13 protein-coding genes are annotated in these 15,263 nt (G+C 65.9%); 3 read left to right on the top strand and 10 right to left on the bottom strand.

The annotated features are described in order from the left end of the window. Positions 1–7 precede the first annotated feature (7 nt). Positions 8–1,108 (top strand): methyltransferase domain-containing protein, encoded by a 1,101-nt coding sequence (locus BM449_RS06135; RefSeq protein WP_071800503.1) that lies wholly within the window; start codon positions 8–10, stop codon positions 1,106–1,108. Between the two features lie 4 nt (positions 1,109–1,112). Here BM449_RS06135 and BM449_RS06130 read toward each other — a convergent pair whose 3' ends face one another. From BM449_RS06130 to BM449_RS06115, 4 genes are all read right to left on the bottom strand, one after another. After that, the gene (locus BM449_RS06130; protein ID WP_083544432.1) at positions 1,113–2,018 is read right to left on the bottom strand and encodes a DUF547 domain-containing protein; all 906 of its coding nucleotides are present in this window, start codon (positions 2,016–2,018) and stop codon (positions 1,113–1,115) included. A gap of 72 nt (positions 2,019–2,090) precedes the next feature. Further along, a complete protein-coding gene (locus BM449_RS06125) occupies positions 2,091–3,404 on the bottom strand; it encodes a hypothetical protein (protein WP_233831164.1) in 1,314 nt (437 codons plus the stop codon). 1 nt (position 3,405) lies between these two features. Further along, complete coding sequence (locus tag BM449_RS06120; protein ID WP_071800502.1) at positions 3,406–4,179, bottom strand: glycosyltransferase; 774 nt, start codon at positions 4,177–4,179, stop codon at positions 3,406–3,408. After that, a complete protein-coding gene (locus tag BM449_RS06115) occupies positions 4,176–4,919 on the bottom strand; it encodes a TIGR04283 family arsenosugar biosynthesis glycosyltransferase (RefSeq protein WP_083544431.1) in 744 nt (247 codons plus the stop codon). The genes BM449_RS06120 and BM449_RS06115 overlap by 4 nt, the downstream gene beginning before the upstream one ends. Positions 4,920–4,949: 30 nt before the next feature. Here BM449_RS06115 and BM449_RS15575 point away from each other — a divergent pair, with 30 nt between their 5' ends. After that, positions 4,950–5,246, top strand: coding sequence for a DUF4236 domain-containing protein (locus tag BM449_RS15575; RefSeq protein ID WP_083544430.1), 297 nt, complete (start codon positions 4,950–4,952; stop codon positions 5,244–5,246). Positions 5,247–5,267: 21 nt separating this feature from the next. Here BM449_RS15575 and BM449_RS06105 read toward each other — a convergent pair whose 3' ends face one another. The 4 genes from BM449_RS06105 to BM449_RS06090 are packed head-to-tail and all read right to left on the bottom strand — an operon-like array spanning position 5,268 to position 9,017. Further along, complete coding sequence (locus tag BM449_RS06105; protein ID WP_071800500.1) at positions 5,268–7,763, bottom strand: CPBP family glutamic-type intramembrane protease; 2,496 nt, start codon at positions 7,761–7,763, stop codon at positions 5,268–5,270. Next, a complete protein-coding gene (locus tag BM449_RS14955) occupies positions 7,757–8,062 on the bottom strand; it encodes an aspartyl protease family protein (RefSeq protein ID WP_145536889.1) in 306 nt (101 codons plus the stop codon). The genes BM449_RS06105 and BM449_RS14955 overlap by 7 nt, the downstream gene beginning before the upstream one ends. 59 nt (positions 8,063–8,121) lie before the next feature. Then, positions 8,122–8,481, bottom strand: coding sequence for a hypothetical protein (locus BM449_RS15230; RefSeq protein ID WP_071800498.1), 360 nt, complete (start codon positions 8,479–8,481; stop codon positions 8,122–8,124). Next, positions 8,460–9,017, bottom strand: coding sequence for a hypothetical protein (locus tag BM449_RS06090; protein WP_071800497.1), 558 nt, complete (start codon positions 9,015–9,017; stop codon positions 8,460–8,462). Before BM449_RS06090 ends, BM449_RS15230 begins: the two co-directional genes overlap by 22 nt. Before the next feature lie 445 nt (positions 9,018–9,462). On the opposite strand from BM449_RS06090, the gene sulP reads away from it, so the two are divergent. Continuing rightward, positions 9,463–11,154 carry a sulfate permease gene (gene sulP / locus BM449_RS06085; protein ID WP_083544628.1) on the top strand — a complete coding sequence of 564 codons (1,692 nt, stop codon included), beginning with the start codon at positions 9,463–9,465 and terminating at the stop codon, positions 11,152–11,154. 68 nt (positions 11,155–11,222) lie between these two features. On the opposite strand, the gene BM449_RS06080 is transcribed toward sulP, so the two are convergent. Beyond that, the gene (locus BM449_RS06080; RefSeq protein ID WP_071800496.1) at positions 11,223–12,920 is read right to left on the bottom strand and encodes an alpha-glucosidase; all 1,698 of its coding nucleotides are present in this window, start codon (positions 12,918–12,920) and stop codon (positions 11,223–11,225) included. Then, positions 12,917–14,674, bottom strand: coding sequence for an alpha-amylase family glycosyl hydrolase (locus BM449_RS06075; RefSeq protein WP_083544428.1), 1,758 nt, complete (start codon positions 14,672–14,674; stop codon positions 12,917–12,919). The genes BM449_RS06080 and BM449_RS06075 overlap by 4 nt, the downstream gene beginning before the upstream one ends. Between the last annotated feature and the right edge of the window lie 589 nt (positions 14,675–15,263).

Here is a 15,263-nt window from a genome sequence, read left to right as displayed (position 1 = left end):
CAGCGCCATGGCCAGCACCAGCACCCAGCCCAACACCCTCCAGGAGGGCGTTCAGGAGTACTACGGCAGCACCCTGGCGAGCAGCGCCGACCTGCGCACCGACGCCTGCTGTGATGCCTCGGCGGTGCCCGCCGCTCTGCGGCCGCTGCTGGCCCGCATCCATCCCGAGGTGCTCTCGCGCTACTACGGCTGCGGCCTGGTGGTGCCGGAACTGCTGGAGGGTGCCCGCGTGCTCGACCTCGGCTGCGGCAGCGGCCGCGACGTCTACCTGCTCGCCCAGTTGGTGGGGCCGACCGGCTCGGTGGTGGGGATCGACATGACCCCCCAGCAGCTGGAGGTGGCCGAGGCCCATCGCGATTTCCACGCCGAGCGCTTCGGCTACGCCAACGTCTCGTTCCTGGAGGGAACCCTGGAGACCCTGGGCGAGCTGCCCCTGGTGCCGGCCAGCTTCGATCTGGTGGTTTCCAACTGTGTGGTGAACCTCTGCACCGACAAGCTGGCCGTGCTGGCCGGGGTGCGGCGCCTGCTCAAGCCCGGTGGCGAGTTCTATTTCGCCGATGTCTACGCCGATCGGCGCGTACCCGAAGCGCTGCTCCGTGACCCGGTGCTCTACGGCGAATGCCTCAGCGGCGCCCTCTACTGGAGCGACTTCCAGCAGCTGGCCCGCCGTGCCGGCTTCCCCGATCCGCGCCTGGTGAGCGACCGGCCGCTGGCGATCACCGATCCAGACCTGAGCGCGCGCACCGGCCCCTTGCGCTTTTTCTCCGCCACCCACCGCCTGTTCGCCATCGACGGGCTCGAAGAAGCCTGCGAAGACCACGGCCAGGCCGTGATCTACCAGGGCGGAATCGCCGCCCACCCTCACGTCTTTCCCTTCGACAAGCACCACCGCATCGAGGCGGGCCGGGTGTTCCCCGTCTGCGGCAACACCTTCCGGATGCTGGCCGAAAGCCGCCACGCGCCCCACTTCCAGTTCATCGGCAGCTTCGATCGCCACTACGGCCCCTTCCCCGGCTGCGGTGGCGGCCTTCCTTTTGACCTTGCCGATGCAGGCTCTGTTTGCTCCCCTGACGGCAGCCTCACTTCAGAATCTGCCAGCTGCTGCTGAGCGTTCACCCATCTGGCTTTCTCTGGCTGTTCAGGGCCCAGTCGTAGTCGAGGTAGGTGAAGCGGTAGGTGGCGTCGTTGAGGTAGACGCGGTCGGCCGGGGGGCTGTGTTGGCTGATGAAATTGAGCACGGCGCTTTGCTTGGGGTTGCCGCCGAACACCTTGTCAGTTTTGTAGGTGCGGTCCCAGTCTTCGGCGAACCACTCGAAGATCTTCGAGATCGCCACGGTGTTGGTGGCGCGATCGATCTGCAGGCCGTGGGGTCCGCTGAGCCAGAGGTCCACTTGGTTGTCGAGCTGGGCATCGAGCTGTTCGCCGCTGAACGGCTCGCGGCGCAGGGGCGGGCAACTCACCGCCGCGCAGACGAGGGCGGCATGGATGCGCGGTTCGTTGTAGTCCTTGCGCAGGATGCCGTGCTCGAGGTGATCGAGGGTCATCGACTGGCCGGCCACGCTGTGGCGCCTCAGGTTCCACACCCCGAGGATGTCGCGGATGCTGGCCTTGAGCGGGTCGTGCTCGATGATCGCGACCAGGGTGAGGGCGTTGTAGGCGTTGATCAGCACAGCGATCTGCTCCGCTTCGCTCCAGCTGGCGAAGCTGGCGGCGGGAAGGGCGGCGAGCTGGTCCACGTAGGCCTGGAGCGCCTTGGGGTTCTGCTGCAGGCCGCGGTAATCCACCAGACCCTCGGCATCCACAAAGCGCTCCAGCACTTCGGTGAAAGCGCTGTTATCGAGCAGTGGGGCCGGCGTGGCCGTTGAGCTGGCCAGCCCCGCCAGCCCCCCCAGGCCACCGGACGGGCCGGAGAACTGGGGCAGCAGGCCGCAGGCGGGCAGCAGGATCAAGCTGCCGATCAGGGCCGGCAGGCCCAGCAACGACGGCAGGCTGGGCCTGGAGAGGGACGGGCGGAGCATGGCGGGTTCAGGAGACAGTCGGGTCAGAAGGCCGTGCGGTCAGAGGCCGTCGGGATTCAGAAGGGATCTGATTCAGGCGTTTTCTGGAAGTTCAACGGGGTCAGCGGTGCCAGCGAGGGCGCTCAGGGCGGTGCCGAACAGGAGGGGGCCCCAGAGCAGCAGGCGTTCGGGATCGCTGAGTTCCCAGACCGGCAGGCGGGATGGGAGCACGAAGTAGAGGAAGGCGGAGCCGCTGACCAGCCGCGCCCCCCAGTGCCTGTTCGGCACCGCGAAGGGGATCAGCCAACTGAAGTACCAGGCATGGATGATCGGGGATGTGAAGAAAAGGCAAAGGAACCACCAGCGGCAGAACTGGGCGACGCTGCGGGCCCGCAACGTCAGCAGCGCCAGCACCGGCAGTGGGGCGAGCAGAAACAGGGCGTTCCAGCTCCGCGAGGCGCTCCAGACGGCGCCCACCAGATGGGGCAACAGCTCGGCGCTGCGCCCGTAACGCACGAAGGACGATCCGGTGGGAACCAGCGGGCAGCTGGTTGGTTCGCAGAACACCAACGCCGACGCCACCATCGGCATCAGCCCCAGCGCCCCCACCAACAGGGCCAGCCCGGGGCGCCGCGCCCGCAGCGACCGCCAGGCCAGGAACCCCAGCACCGGCAGGGAGATCCACTTGATCGCGATGCTCACGCCCAGCAGCAGGGCGCCCGCCAGCCAACGCCGATCGCCCTGGGCTGGATCGATCAGGAACCAGGCCGCCACCAGCGGCAGCAGGAACCAGCTGTCGAAATGCCCGCTCCCCGCGAAGACAGTGAGGATCAGGGGGTTCCAGGCGTAGAGCAGGCTCGGGCCGTGGCCGAAGTGGCGCGCCAGCAACGCGCAGACCCCCAGATCGGCCGCCACGATCGCCAGCTTCACGGCCAGCACGCTGGGGCCGCCCAAGGCCAGCAGCCGGAACAGCAGTTGGGTCAGCGGCGGGTAGATCGCTGAGACGTCCTGGTGGTTGATCAGCCCCCACCAGGGGGTGCGCAAGGGAACCAGCGCGGCGGCGTCGGGCGCCAGCTCGAACGGATTGAAGCCCAGGGTCTGGATGTGCCCTTCCCAGAGGTAGCGCCAGATGTCGTCGCCGGGCTCCATCGGCAGCAGCAGCAGCCGGGCGGCCAGCGCCACGCCCCAGAACCAGGCCGCCCCCACCGTTTTCAGCTGCCAGGTGAGGGCGAAGCCCGCCAGCATCACGGCCGCTGCCAGGAAGAAGTGCTGCAGCACGGCTGGATCCGTCAGCTGCCCGTTCGGGGCCATCGCGGCGGCGCCAATGATCAGCAGGGCGGCGCTGGTGGGGAGGATCCAGGCGGGAGCCGGCGGTGTGGAAGCTGGCGAGGCGGGAGGACGTTCCATTTCAGGACGATTCGCTGCGCGATTGCACGAACCGGTTCCGCCGCAGCCGTTGGCCGTAGAGGCGAGCCAGGGTGCTGAGGATGGCCAGCCCGGCCCGAACGCTTCCCCCCACGGTGCCGGAGATTTTGGAGTGGCCGCCGCGGCGGGGATGGTGCGGCACCGGCAACTCGCAGATGCGCAGGCCAGCTTCGATGGCCCGCACCTGCATCTCGATCGTCCAGCCGAAGCCGCGATCGCCCATCTCCAGCGCTGGCAGGCTGCTGCGGCGCACCAACCGCAGCGGGCCGAGATCCTGGTAGCGCCGGCCCCAGCCCAGCTGGATCAGGCTGGTCGCCAGGCGGTTCCCGAAGCGCTGCACGGGTGTGAGCGCCCGGCGGCCTGCTGCTGTGGCGGCCCGGTTGCCCAGGATCAGGTCGTGGTCGGCCAGCCGGCTGCTCCAGCCCGGCAACGAGGCCAGGTCGTCGCTGCCGTCGCCATCGCAGAAGAGGATCCAGTCGATCGCCTCGGGCAGCTGGGCGAGCCCGCGCCAGCAGGCCCGGCCGTAGCCGGCCACCGGTTCGCGCAGCAACGCGGCGCCGGCGGCCGTGGCCACCGCAGCGCTGGCATCGCTGCTGCCGTTGTCGACCACCCGGATGTGAGGCAGGCCGATCGCTTGCAGCTGGTTGATCACCGCAGCCAGGGTGTCCTGCTCGTTGAGTACTGGAATGATCACCATGACGGTGTCGCCCACGGTGCCGTCAACGGTGGTGAAGCGGCCTGCGCGGTTGGCGTTCATCGGTAGAACCGTGCCAACGCCTGGGCCGGAACGCCGCAGGCATAGGCCAGTCGCAAGCCCCACATGGTCAGGATCGTCGGCACGATGCCGTAGCGATGCCAGCGCCGCGCTGAGGTGACCACCCGGGCCCGCAGGCAGACGGGGGCGGACAGGGACCGCAGCCGCGCCGAGAGTTCGACGTCTTCCATCAGCGGCTGGTTAGGAAAGCCGCCGACGCGATCGAAGCAGGTGCGGCTCAGAAAAATCGCCTGATCGCCGGTGGCGATGCCGCCCAGCCGCGAGCGCAGGTTCATCGAGGCGGCCACCAGCCGCAGCAGCGCGCCGCCGCCCGAGAGCTCCACATCAAAGCGACCCCAGCCGGGGCCGGCCGAGAGGGCCTGCCGCACCAGGGCGAGCGCGCCCATAGGCAGGCGGGTGTCAGCGTGGAGAAAGAGCAGCAGCGCGCCGCTGCTGTGGCCGGCACCGGCATTCATCTGGCGGGCGCGGCCCCGCTCTGCCTGCACCAGCGCGAAGCCTTGCTGGCGGATCCGCTCGGCCGTGCCATCGCTGCTGCCGCCGTCGACCACGATCAACTCCGCCCCGCCGCGCTCGAGGCTGTGCCAGTGGGGCAGGGCCGATTCCAGCAGGCCGGCTTCATTCAGCACCGGGATGACCACGCTGATCGTGGCTTCTCCTCCAGCCGTGGTCGGCAGGGCGCGAGGCAGCGGATCCGGCCGCGGCGCCCGGGATGGCCTGCTCATTGGTGTGGCTTGCGTCGTCACGATCCAACGATGCTGACCGCTGCGATAGGGGATGCAGGGACTACCGGCGACGGACCGGATCGGATGGGGTTAGGTGTGATCTGGCTGTGTAGTGCCAACAGGTTGTTGGCCCGGCAGGCTGGTGGTCTTCATGGCGCATCCATTGGGCTGACTCAGTTCCGGGAGCAAGCGCTTCATGATCCGCTGATCGCCATGCCCTTCCGCTTCCGCCGCTCCGCCCGCCTTGGCCCCCTCCGCTTCAACTTTGCCAAGAGCGGCCTGAGCTCGATTTCAGTCGGTGGCCGTGGGCCCAGGGCCTGGTGCTGATCGCCCTGGCGGTCATCGGCGTCACCGTGCTGGCCGTAGGCGCCGGTGTCCCTGCAGGGGCCCTAGCCAGACCGTGACCGCCAGCCAGTGGATCAGCAGTGGCGGCCAAATCGAGCCGCTGAGGTTGTAGGCGACAAGGCAGGCCAACCCCAGCAGGGTGCACTGCACCAGAAAACGTGGGTCATGGAACACCCTCTTGGCGTTGGGGTACCAGGTGCGCCCCGCCAGGGGGTGGTAGATCACAAACAGCCCCAGGCTCAAGGAGCCCCAGGCGAGCGTGCCCGCCAGGCCTTCCCCCTCCAGCGGATGGGGCAGCAGGGCGACGCGAAACAACAGTTCTTCCACCAAGGCGGGCATCAGCAACCAACCAAGGGATCGGCGCAACAGGGGGAGTGGCGGTCCCCAGCGCACCTGCGCATGGAGGAAACCGGAGCGTCGTCCCAGGGCCAGAGCCAGCAGGGCGTAGGGCACAAGGATCGCCAGGGTCATGGCCACGGTTCGCCAACCGACGGCCATGAACAGGGCAGAGGCGATCCGGCGCAGCAGGGAGGCCACGGGCGGCAGCTGACCGAGCAGATCGGTGGGGGCCAAAGGAGTGATCCGCCCATCCCCGCCAGGAATCTGGTTGGTGCGCAGCACATGCAGCTGGGCGCCTTGGTTCAGGAACAGCTGGGCCAGATTGTCGTGGCCGCTGCGGGGCACCATCGTGCGCCAGCTCAGCAACGTGACCCGCAGACCGGTGCTGCGGCGGAAGGCCGCACCCTCGTCCATCCCCTGGGACGACTGTTCCACCACGGCCGCATTGCGGCGCCAATCGGCGCGCATCTGTCCAAAGGGCGTGAGCAGGCCATCGAGGGAGCGGGTGAGGCGTTCGAGGGATTGGATCCGCTCGGCGTCGGGGCCTGAGCCAGGTCCTTGGCTGGTGGCAGACGCGAGCCGCAGGCGCAGGCGCTCCACCGCAATCGCCAGGGCCTGGCTGGAGTCCTGTACGCAGGAGATCGCCGCGCCCACGCCGTTGAAGCCGGTGCCATCGCCGCTGCGGTAGCGGGCCATCAACACCTCCGCCTGCAGTTGCAGTTCCCTCAACAACGACAACTGGGATTCGCCAGCGCCGAAATCGGAGCGGGCGGGCTCGTCGAAGCGATCCAGCTTGACCAGCAGATCAGAGAAGGGCCGTGTGCCCAGCCAGCCCCGGCGCAGGTCGCCGGCATAGGCGCTCCAGTCCTGCGTGCCGGCCACGATCCCATCGGGATTGTTGGCATAGATCTGGTGGTAACGCAGGGCGAACTGAAGCTCGCCGGTGAAGGGGTCGCGCACCACCTCCGCCTCTCCGAAGGCGAAGTGGCCGGTCACGGTGAAAAAAGCGATGGGCTCTGCCTGGCGGCCACCGATGCCCCCGAACAGGTGGATCAGCAGGCCGCGGTCCCCCAGGACCCAGGGCACCGGAGTTTTCGCGGCAAGCTCGACCCGCGAGAAACTTCCGCGCTGGAGGCTGGTGGGGGCCCAGCTGCCGCGCTGCAGGTAGCGCAAGCTGGCGTCGCGGCCGTGCTGCAGCTGGTCGGCCATGAGCTGAAACAAGGCCCGGGGCCGCAGGGCCTGGACCGTGAACAGCCCCGTGGCATCGGGGGCGCCATAGAGATACCAGCCCTGCTCGCCGATGGGGTTGCTCACCAGGCCCAAGGGGCTGGACATCCAGCGGCCGTTGCGGTTGAGGGGCTGCTGGGGGACGCGCACGGTGGTGATCGGCCCACTGAACGCCCCCCGCTCGCTGTCGTAGTGCTGCACCCGGTAGCGATCGGAGGCTGAACCGCCGCCAACAGCTGGGGCGGGGCCCAGGATCTGCGCCAGCGCCACCCAGCGGCCGGTGGTCTGGATCGGCGGCCGGCCGATGCGCAGAGATGGGGCGCCCGCAGCGGCGAGCCCATCGGCAGGCGCCACGGCGACCTCTTGCAGTTCCACGATCACGTCATCGCGGGGGCGCGCGCCCGCCAGGGACTGCAGCGGCCCCACTCGCCGGCGTCCATTGAGGCGCACGGGCACCACGTTGCCATCGGTGCTGGCGGAGCGGGCGGCGGCATCCAGACGGATGTCGGTGGTGACCGCGCGCACCAGGTTCGTCAGAGGTGGGTTGTCCTTCCAGCCGAGCCGTAGGCGCTGGCCCAGCAACGACGCCTGCGGCGCTGGCACCTGTTCGAGTTCGATCCAGGTCCAGTCCTGGCCCGGAGTGCCCGGGGCCTCGGCCAGCTCGCGCTCACTGGGCAGGATCAATCTGCCGATCCAGTCGGCGTGGGGTTTGTAGAGGGCGGGATCGGGGCGCAGGCCCAGGGGGTAGTGGGCGCTCTGGTTGAACGGGGCCCGTTCGCTGAGGGCATCATTGGAGAGCGGCAAGGGGGCGCTGGGGGTGCCGATGCCGGGGGAGGTTGCTCCCATCGTCGCCAGGGCTGGGCTGAACAGGGCCGCGAGCGCCAGCACCAGGGCTAGCGACCACGCCAGGAGAGCCGTGAATGACTTCACCACAGGCTGAGCGTGGGTGGCCTCTGATCAAGCCGCCAGAGCTGGCGGTGCGTGTGCAGCAGCTCCTGGCCAACGATCGCCTCCACTTGAAGTTCAGCAAAAATCGGATTGGCAGTGACGATGCCCTCGACGCGGGCCGGGCCCAACCCGAGCCCCAACCCAGCAAAACGCTGGCGTTTCACCTGTTGCTCGCCGCCAAAGCCCACCAGCCGCACCGGTTCCTCCGGCCCGATCGGCCCCAGACGCGTGGCTATGGCAGGGCTGAGGAACAAACCCTCGGCGCCGGTGTCCGCGAATGCCACGGCTCCATCCCCAAGGCGAAGGCGCTGGCCTACGGGGTCGATCCAGACGGGCAGGCGTTTCAATAGCGGCGCCCCCAGCACCCCATCCACTCCTGGACAGGGGAGCGCCCTTGAGCTGGAGCAGAGCGGCGCAGATGGCCAGCATCGGCGCCGATCCAACCCTGTCGGTGGATCGTAGGTCGATCCGGAGAGTTCTCAGCTGGGTGCATGAATCCCCAGCTTTTGGTGCCCATGTCGGCAAACACGGCTTCCCACATGCTGGTGCGGCCCACCACCGTGAGCACCAGGAAAATGGCCTTGAAGCCAAGCGCCAGGGTGATGTTCTGCCACAGCACCGTGAACGTGCGGCGCGAAAGGGCCATGGTCTCCGGTAGCCGCATCAGATCGTCGTTCATGATCACCACATCGGCCACTTCCATCGCTGTGTCGCTGCCGGCCTGGGCCGCACGACCAGGGCCCGCAGCGCTGCAATGGCCTGCCTGGATGAGGGTTTGACGGTATCGGCCACGGGGACCATCGCCAGCACCGTGGTCGTGTCGGCTAGGAGCGAGACACTGCGGCCCTGACGTTCCTGAACCAGGATCGCCGCCTCAAGGGGCGCAACGCCCAGCAGGAACGGCACCAGTACAGCCACGGCGCAGGCCAGAAGAAACACCGCCGGCGTGTAGCGCGCGGCCTGGGCCTCCTCCACCGCTGGAGGATGCGCGCCAGGGTGCTCTGCGAGGCCGGGGCACTCACCCGGATCTCGAGGGCTCCGCTCTGGTTGACGGTGCCCGATCAGAAAGGCACCGCTGACAGCCACACTCATCAGCGCGTTGATGTTCAGCCGGCCCTGCCGCAGGGCGGCGATGCCCTTGCGGTAGATCGACAGGCCCACCAGTGCGATCGCACCGATCGCCAGCCCCATCTCCACCGGCTCGTGGCCGAGAGCCTCAGGCGCGAAACCATTGACCAACTCTGCGGCAGGCCGCGCAGGGCGTGGCGGATTTCGTTCTCTTCGCTGGCGCAGTCCATCGAAGAGAACGAAACGTCCGTTTTGATGCACTGCCCGTCGGTGCTTGGGCCGGAAGGCTGGGCGCAGGGGCGTGCTGGTGCTTGCGCATGGGGCTTGGGGCAGTGAACCCATCAAAGATCCTGTAGCGGCTAGAGAGTCAAGGCTCAAGGCTCACCAGACCATCAGCATCCAGGCCCTGAATCGCCTGAAGCAGGGTGGTGGTTTGCAGCGGATTGCTCCTTGCCGTCTGCCGACAGCGCGAACACGTTCGTGGTTAAGCCTGACAACAGGCGGCCGCTGGCCGTGCCGCTGGATTGTTTCGATGCCATGCTCGATCGAAAGGCTGAATGTTGCCCGTCGGTTGCTGGAGCTTGAGAGCCCCCAGCCGCAGTGGTTCATGCGATCCATGCAGATCCCATCCTTCCCGGGCCTACAGCGCCTCCGCCATTACCAGCCAGCCTGGCTGAGAGGAGATGTCCTGGCTGGAAGCACCGTGGCGGCCTATCTGGTGCCGCAGTGCATGGCCTATGCGGAGCTGGCGGGGCTGGCTCCGATCACTGGTCTGTGGGCGATCTTGCCGCCGATGCTGCTCTATGTCCTGATCGGTTCCTCCCCCCAGCTATCAGTAGGGCCCGAATCCACCACCGCCGTGATGACGGCCGCAGCGATCGGTCCGATCGCTGCCGGTGATCCAGCCACCTACGCCGCCTTGGCCAGCCTGTTGGCGCTGACCGTGGGCCTCGTGTGCTGCATTGGCGCCGTGACACGGTTGGGATTCCTGGCCGATCTGCTCTCCAAGCCGATCCTGGTGGGGTACATGGCTGGTGTGGCGGTGATCATGATCACCAGCCAGATCGGAAAGATCAGCGGGGTGAGCTTTAAGTCGGAGTCTCTGTTGGGCCAGATGGGCGAGCTGATGGCCCAGCGGAGCGAGATCCACCTGCCCACGCTGTTGCTGGCGAGCGGGACGCTGCTGTTCCTGTTCTGGGTGCAGCGGCGCTTCCCTACCGCCCCAGGTCCGCTCCTGGCGGTGCTGCTGGCCACCACGATCGTGGCCGTTTGGCATCTCGACCACGCCGGCGTCGCTGTAATCGGCATGATCCCGGCCGGCCTGCCAAGTTTCTCCCTGCCGCAGGGGGTGGCGCCGGAGAAGCTCAAGTATCTGGTCTCAACAGCGGTGGGGATCGCCCTGGTGGGCTATTCCGACAACGTGCTGACTGCTCGCTCCTTTGCCGCCCGGGGTGGCTATCGCATCGATGCCAACCAGGAGCTGCTGGCGCTGGGGGTGGTGAATGTGGGCAATGGCCTGCTGCAGGGTTTTCCGGTGAGCAGTAGCGGCAGCCGCACCGCCATCGGTGAGTCGCTCGGCAGCCGCTCGCAGCTGTTCTCACTGGTGGCCTTTGCGGTGGTGTTGCTGGTGCTGCTGTTCCTGCGGCCGCTGCTGGCGCTGTTCCCCAAGGCGGCCCTGGGGGCGATCGTGATCTACGCCGCCATGCGGCTGATTGACATCCCCGAGTTCCAGCGGCTGCGACGCTTCCGCAAGAGCGAGTTCGGGCTCGCCCTGATCACCTTGTTCGGCGTGCTGGTCACGGACATCCTTGTAGGGGTCGGGCTCGCGGTGGCGTTCTCCGTGGTCGATCTGTTCGCCCGCCTGGTACGCCCCCATGACGCGGTGATGGGGGTGGTGCCCAAACTCGCCGGCCTTCACGACGTCAGCGACTGGGAGGGAGCCAGCAGCTATCCCGGCCTCGTGCTCTACCGCTACGACGCCCCGCTCTGCTTCGCCAACGCGGAGGACTTCCGCTGTCGCGCCCTTGAAGCGGTGGCGAGAGAAAAGGCACCGGTGGAGTGGTTCGTGCTCAACGCCGAGGCGATCGTGGAGATCGACATCACTGCCGTGGACGTGTTGCAGGATCTCTACCAGGAGCTCACCGACCACGGCATCGCCTTCGGGATGGCGCGGGTGAAGCAGGATCTCTACAACCAACTCCATCGTGCCGGCATCGTGGAGTTGGTCGGAGCCGCCTGGTTTTTCCCGACGCTGCCGGCGGCCGTGGCCTCTTACTTGGGCCGCCGAGGTGGGCTTGATCCTCAATGAGCCGATGGGATCGCTTCACTCATGGCCCGGGAGAACGTCCAACGCGCTGGGATCCAGCAGAAACAACCTCACCGGAGGAGACCAGGAGACCCTGCGATCGGATGGATGGACGAGGTCACAGGCTCGGCAACAGCGATGAACACTCCGAAACCGGGGATCTCGACTGTGCTCTCGAAACACCTCACCTGAAAATCCAGTTCATCGGCCTGACGGCAGGCCGGCCAATGTTCCAGGGACTGGTAGACCGGCACCCTGTCGAAATTGAACGCAAACAGGAGGGTCTGGCTGGCGGCCCGACGACAGAAGGCCAGCACAGGGTCTTCGCTGGGAAGCAACTGCAGGTCACCATCGGTGAGGGCCTCCTGCCGCCGGCGCCAGTGGATCAGACGGCGGTATTTGTTCAACAGTGACTGGGGGTCGCGCTCCTGGGCCTCCACCGCCATGCGGCGATGTTCCCGTGGGAGCGGCAGCCAGGCCTCCGGCGCCGTGGTGAACCCGGCCTGATCGCCCTCAATCGTCCAGGGCATGGGGGTGCGGCAACCATCGCGACCCAGCACCAGCGGATAGCCCCGAATCCCGAAGGGATCTTGCATCCGCTCGCGGGGGATCTCGGCCTGGTGCAACCCGAGTTCGTCACCCTGATAGATGCAGCAGCTGCCCTGCAGGCTGATCAGGAGCGCGGCGAGCTGATGGTCGAAGGCCTCCTGACTGAAGTGTTCGTCCATCAGAGCCCCGTGCCAGCGGGAGGCGAGGCGGGGAAAGTCGTGGGTTCCGGCGGTCCAGCAAAGGACTCCGCCCTTGAATTGGGCCTGCACCCGCTCGATGATGCCCGTGAGCCGGGCGCGATCAAGGGGCTCCTCGCTCATCAGGGAGGAGTTGTAGGCCATGTGCAGCTTGTCGGGAGCGTCCACGTAGGCAGCCGCATCGGCGATCGCGTCCTCGGCGCACGACACCTCGGCCAGGCTGGTGCGTTCCGGATAGCTGTCGAGCAAGGCCCGAATGCGTTCCACTATCTCCACGGACTCCGGCCGGCCCTGGTTGTAGGTGTTCACGAACTGAAAGAAGGGGACCTCTCCGAAGGCCCCGTCGGGCAGGGCCATACCTGGAAGCCGCTGTGGATTGTCGCGGCAGTTCTGATCGGCTACCAGAAAGTTGATGACGTCGAAACGAAAACCGTCGACGCCCATGTCGAGCCAGTAGCGCCCCACGTCCAACATGGCCTCCTGAACCTCCTGATTCCGCCAGTTGAGGGCGGGCTGCTCCTTGAGGAAATGGTGGAGGTAGTACTGGCGGCGCTGGGGTTCCCATGTCCAGGCCGAGCCGCCGAAGGTGGACAGCCAGTTGCTGGGAGGCTGGTCATCGGGGCCAGGATCATGCCAGACATACCAGTCAGTGTGGCGATTATGGCAACTCTTTCTGCTCTCGAGAAACCAGGGGTGCTGGTCGGAGGTATGACTCCAGACCTGATCGATGATCACCTTCAGGCTATGGCTGTGGGCTTCATCGAGGAGCGCACGAACATCTTCAAGAGTTCCAAAGAGAGGATCGACCTGGCGATAGTCACTGACGTCATAGCCAAAGTCCTTCATCGGCGATAGGTAGAACGGGGACACCCAGATCGCATCGACGCCAAGGGAAGCGACATAGGGAAGTTTCTGGATAATGCCTCTAAGATCGCCAACACCGTTGCCGCTGCTGTCCATGAAACTACGCGGATAGATCTGGTAGATCACCGCGGAACGCCACCACTGCTGTTGAGGGCTCATCGCTCCATCACAAGGGCTCCGTAGGGGGGACATCGCAGAACCCCGCCACAAACATGATCCTCGCCGAAGGCGTTCAAGCCGTGGATCACCAAGGAGGGTTGCAGGGGGCAATCGACCAGACCATGCCGTGAGGGATGGAAGTCGGCCCAGCGCCCACTGGTATTGAAAAGGCAGAACACACTGCGTCCCCCGGAGTCGCCGCGCAGGAAGGCCAGCAAGGGCTCCCCTGTCTCCAGAACGGTGATTGCATCGCTGTGCAGGGCGGGCTGTTCCCGGCGCCAGTGCAGCAGCCGGCGCCAGGTGTTGAGCAGGGAGCTGGGATCGTTCGTCTGGAGGTCCACCGCCAGAGCCCTGTGCCGACGTGGAATCGGCAGCCAGGGCTGCCCGCCAGTGGTGAAACCCTGCTGGGGAGCCCTGGACACCCAGGGCATCGGTGTGCGGGAGCCGTCACGACCAGGCAGAACCGGATAGAGCGCCTTGCCGAACGAGTCCCGGATCCGGTCCTCGGGGATGTCGGCGGGAATCCGAGCTTCCGGCAAACCCAGCTCATCGCCCTGATAGAGGCAGAGGGCTCCGGGGAGACAGGTCAGCAGAGCCGCCATCATGTGATACGCGACTTCCGGATAGGGCTGGCCGTGCTGATCGGTGCCAGTCCAGCGCGAGCGGAACCGGCCATAGTCGTGATTTCCCACCATCCAGCACTGCCCCTGGTCGGGAAAGTTGCTGAGGGTGCGCTCAATCACCTCTCGCAGCATCGTCATCGACAGGGGGCAGTCCTGCAGCAGAGAGCTGTTGTAGGCGAGGTGCAGACGGTTGTCACCCTGTACATAGGCACCAGAAAGAGAGATTGAATCCTCAGCGAGAGTCACCTCGCCCAGGCTCACGACGTTGGGATACTCATCCAACAGTGCCCGGATGGCAGGCAGCCGCTCGAACACCTCAGGGCGACAGAAACTGTTCACAAACTGCTGGCGGACCATCGGATTATCGGGCGAGATCCCGTCAGGAAGTCCCATCTCCGGTGTGCGCTCCGGGTTATCGCGAAGAGCAGGGTCCTCAACGAAGAAGTTCACGGCGTCGATGCGGAAACCATCGACGCCCTTGTCCAGCCAGAAGCGGGCCAGATCGAGCACGGCCTCCAGCACCTGCGGGTTATGCCAGTTGAGTTCTGGCTGACAGGGCAGAAAGTTGGCGAGGTAGTACTGGCGGCGCCCCAGATGCCATTGCCAGGCGCTGCGTCCCATGAAGGCCGAAAGCCAGTTGTTTGGCGGGGAGCCATCGTCGCGTGGGTCATGCCAGACATACCAGTCTGATTTGGGGTTGGTACGGCTGGAGGCGCTCTCCACAAACCATGGGTGCAGCTGGGAGGTGTGATTCCAGACCTGATCGATCAACACCTTGAGCCCCATATCGTGGGCAATGGATAGGAGTTCCTCGAAATCCTTCATCACCCCGAATAGGGGGTCGATGTCGAGCATGTCCGTGATGTCATAGCCCAAATCCTTCATGGGTGACTCGTAAAAAGGAGTCAGCCAGATGGCATCTACCCCGAGGGAGGCAACATAATCAAGTCGACGGATGATTCCCTGCAGATCACCAATACCGGTGCCGCTGGTATCGAGGAAACTCCAGGGCAGGATCTGGTAGATCACTGCATCCTTCCACCAGGGGCGACCGGGCGAAGGATCACATCGCCACCAGGGACATAGCCGTGGGCTGACGTTGGTGCCGGGTGAATCACCCTTCGTGCTCATCGGCGCTACAATTCGCGTTGGATGCTTCAGAGAGGCTTTACCTCGCCTCTGTGCAAGTCCTGAGCAAAGCATTTTTAACCATAGCATCTTATCGCTGTACAGCCCCCGCCTGCAGGGTCAGAAAAGCCACGTTGCACCCACGCTTGAGCTCATCAGGCTGGACATAGTGAGAACAAGCCGTTGCTTCTGGAGGCCAGGCGTAGGCGGTGCAGGGCTGAAGGAGGCTCAGGTGATAGCTGTTGATAGCTGTTCTGACTCATTCCAGGTGACCTCAGGGACACCCGCATCCGCCACAAAGCGTGGGCGTACCGCCAATGACTTCGAAATCGGCGCAATTGAAATGATCACGCTGGCCATTCACTGATATCTGATGGGTTGCGGTCCAATCGTCCTTGGGATTGAAACTCCAGGTGACAACAAAGGCAGGTGAAAGCGACCACTGGCGATGACGATCTATCCAAGAAAGGTGAAGTTTCGAGGTGATCATCCAGATGACGGGCGGTGAGATTGAACATCACACGGAGGGGCGCTACCGAAACTGTTTTCGGTTCTGGTGGTGCGTCTGGGAGCGAGCTGCTGTGCGGGAAGC

The sequence above is a fragment of the Synechococcus sp. SynAce01 genome (assembly GCF_001885215.1).
GTDB lineage: Bacteria > Cyanobacteriota > Cyanobacteriia > PCC-6307 > Cyanobiaceae > Regnicoccus > Regnicoccus frigidus.
The sequence above is the reverse complement of the archived record's forward strand: the minus strand, read 5'-3'. Positions and strand labels throughout refer to the sequence as shown.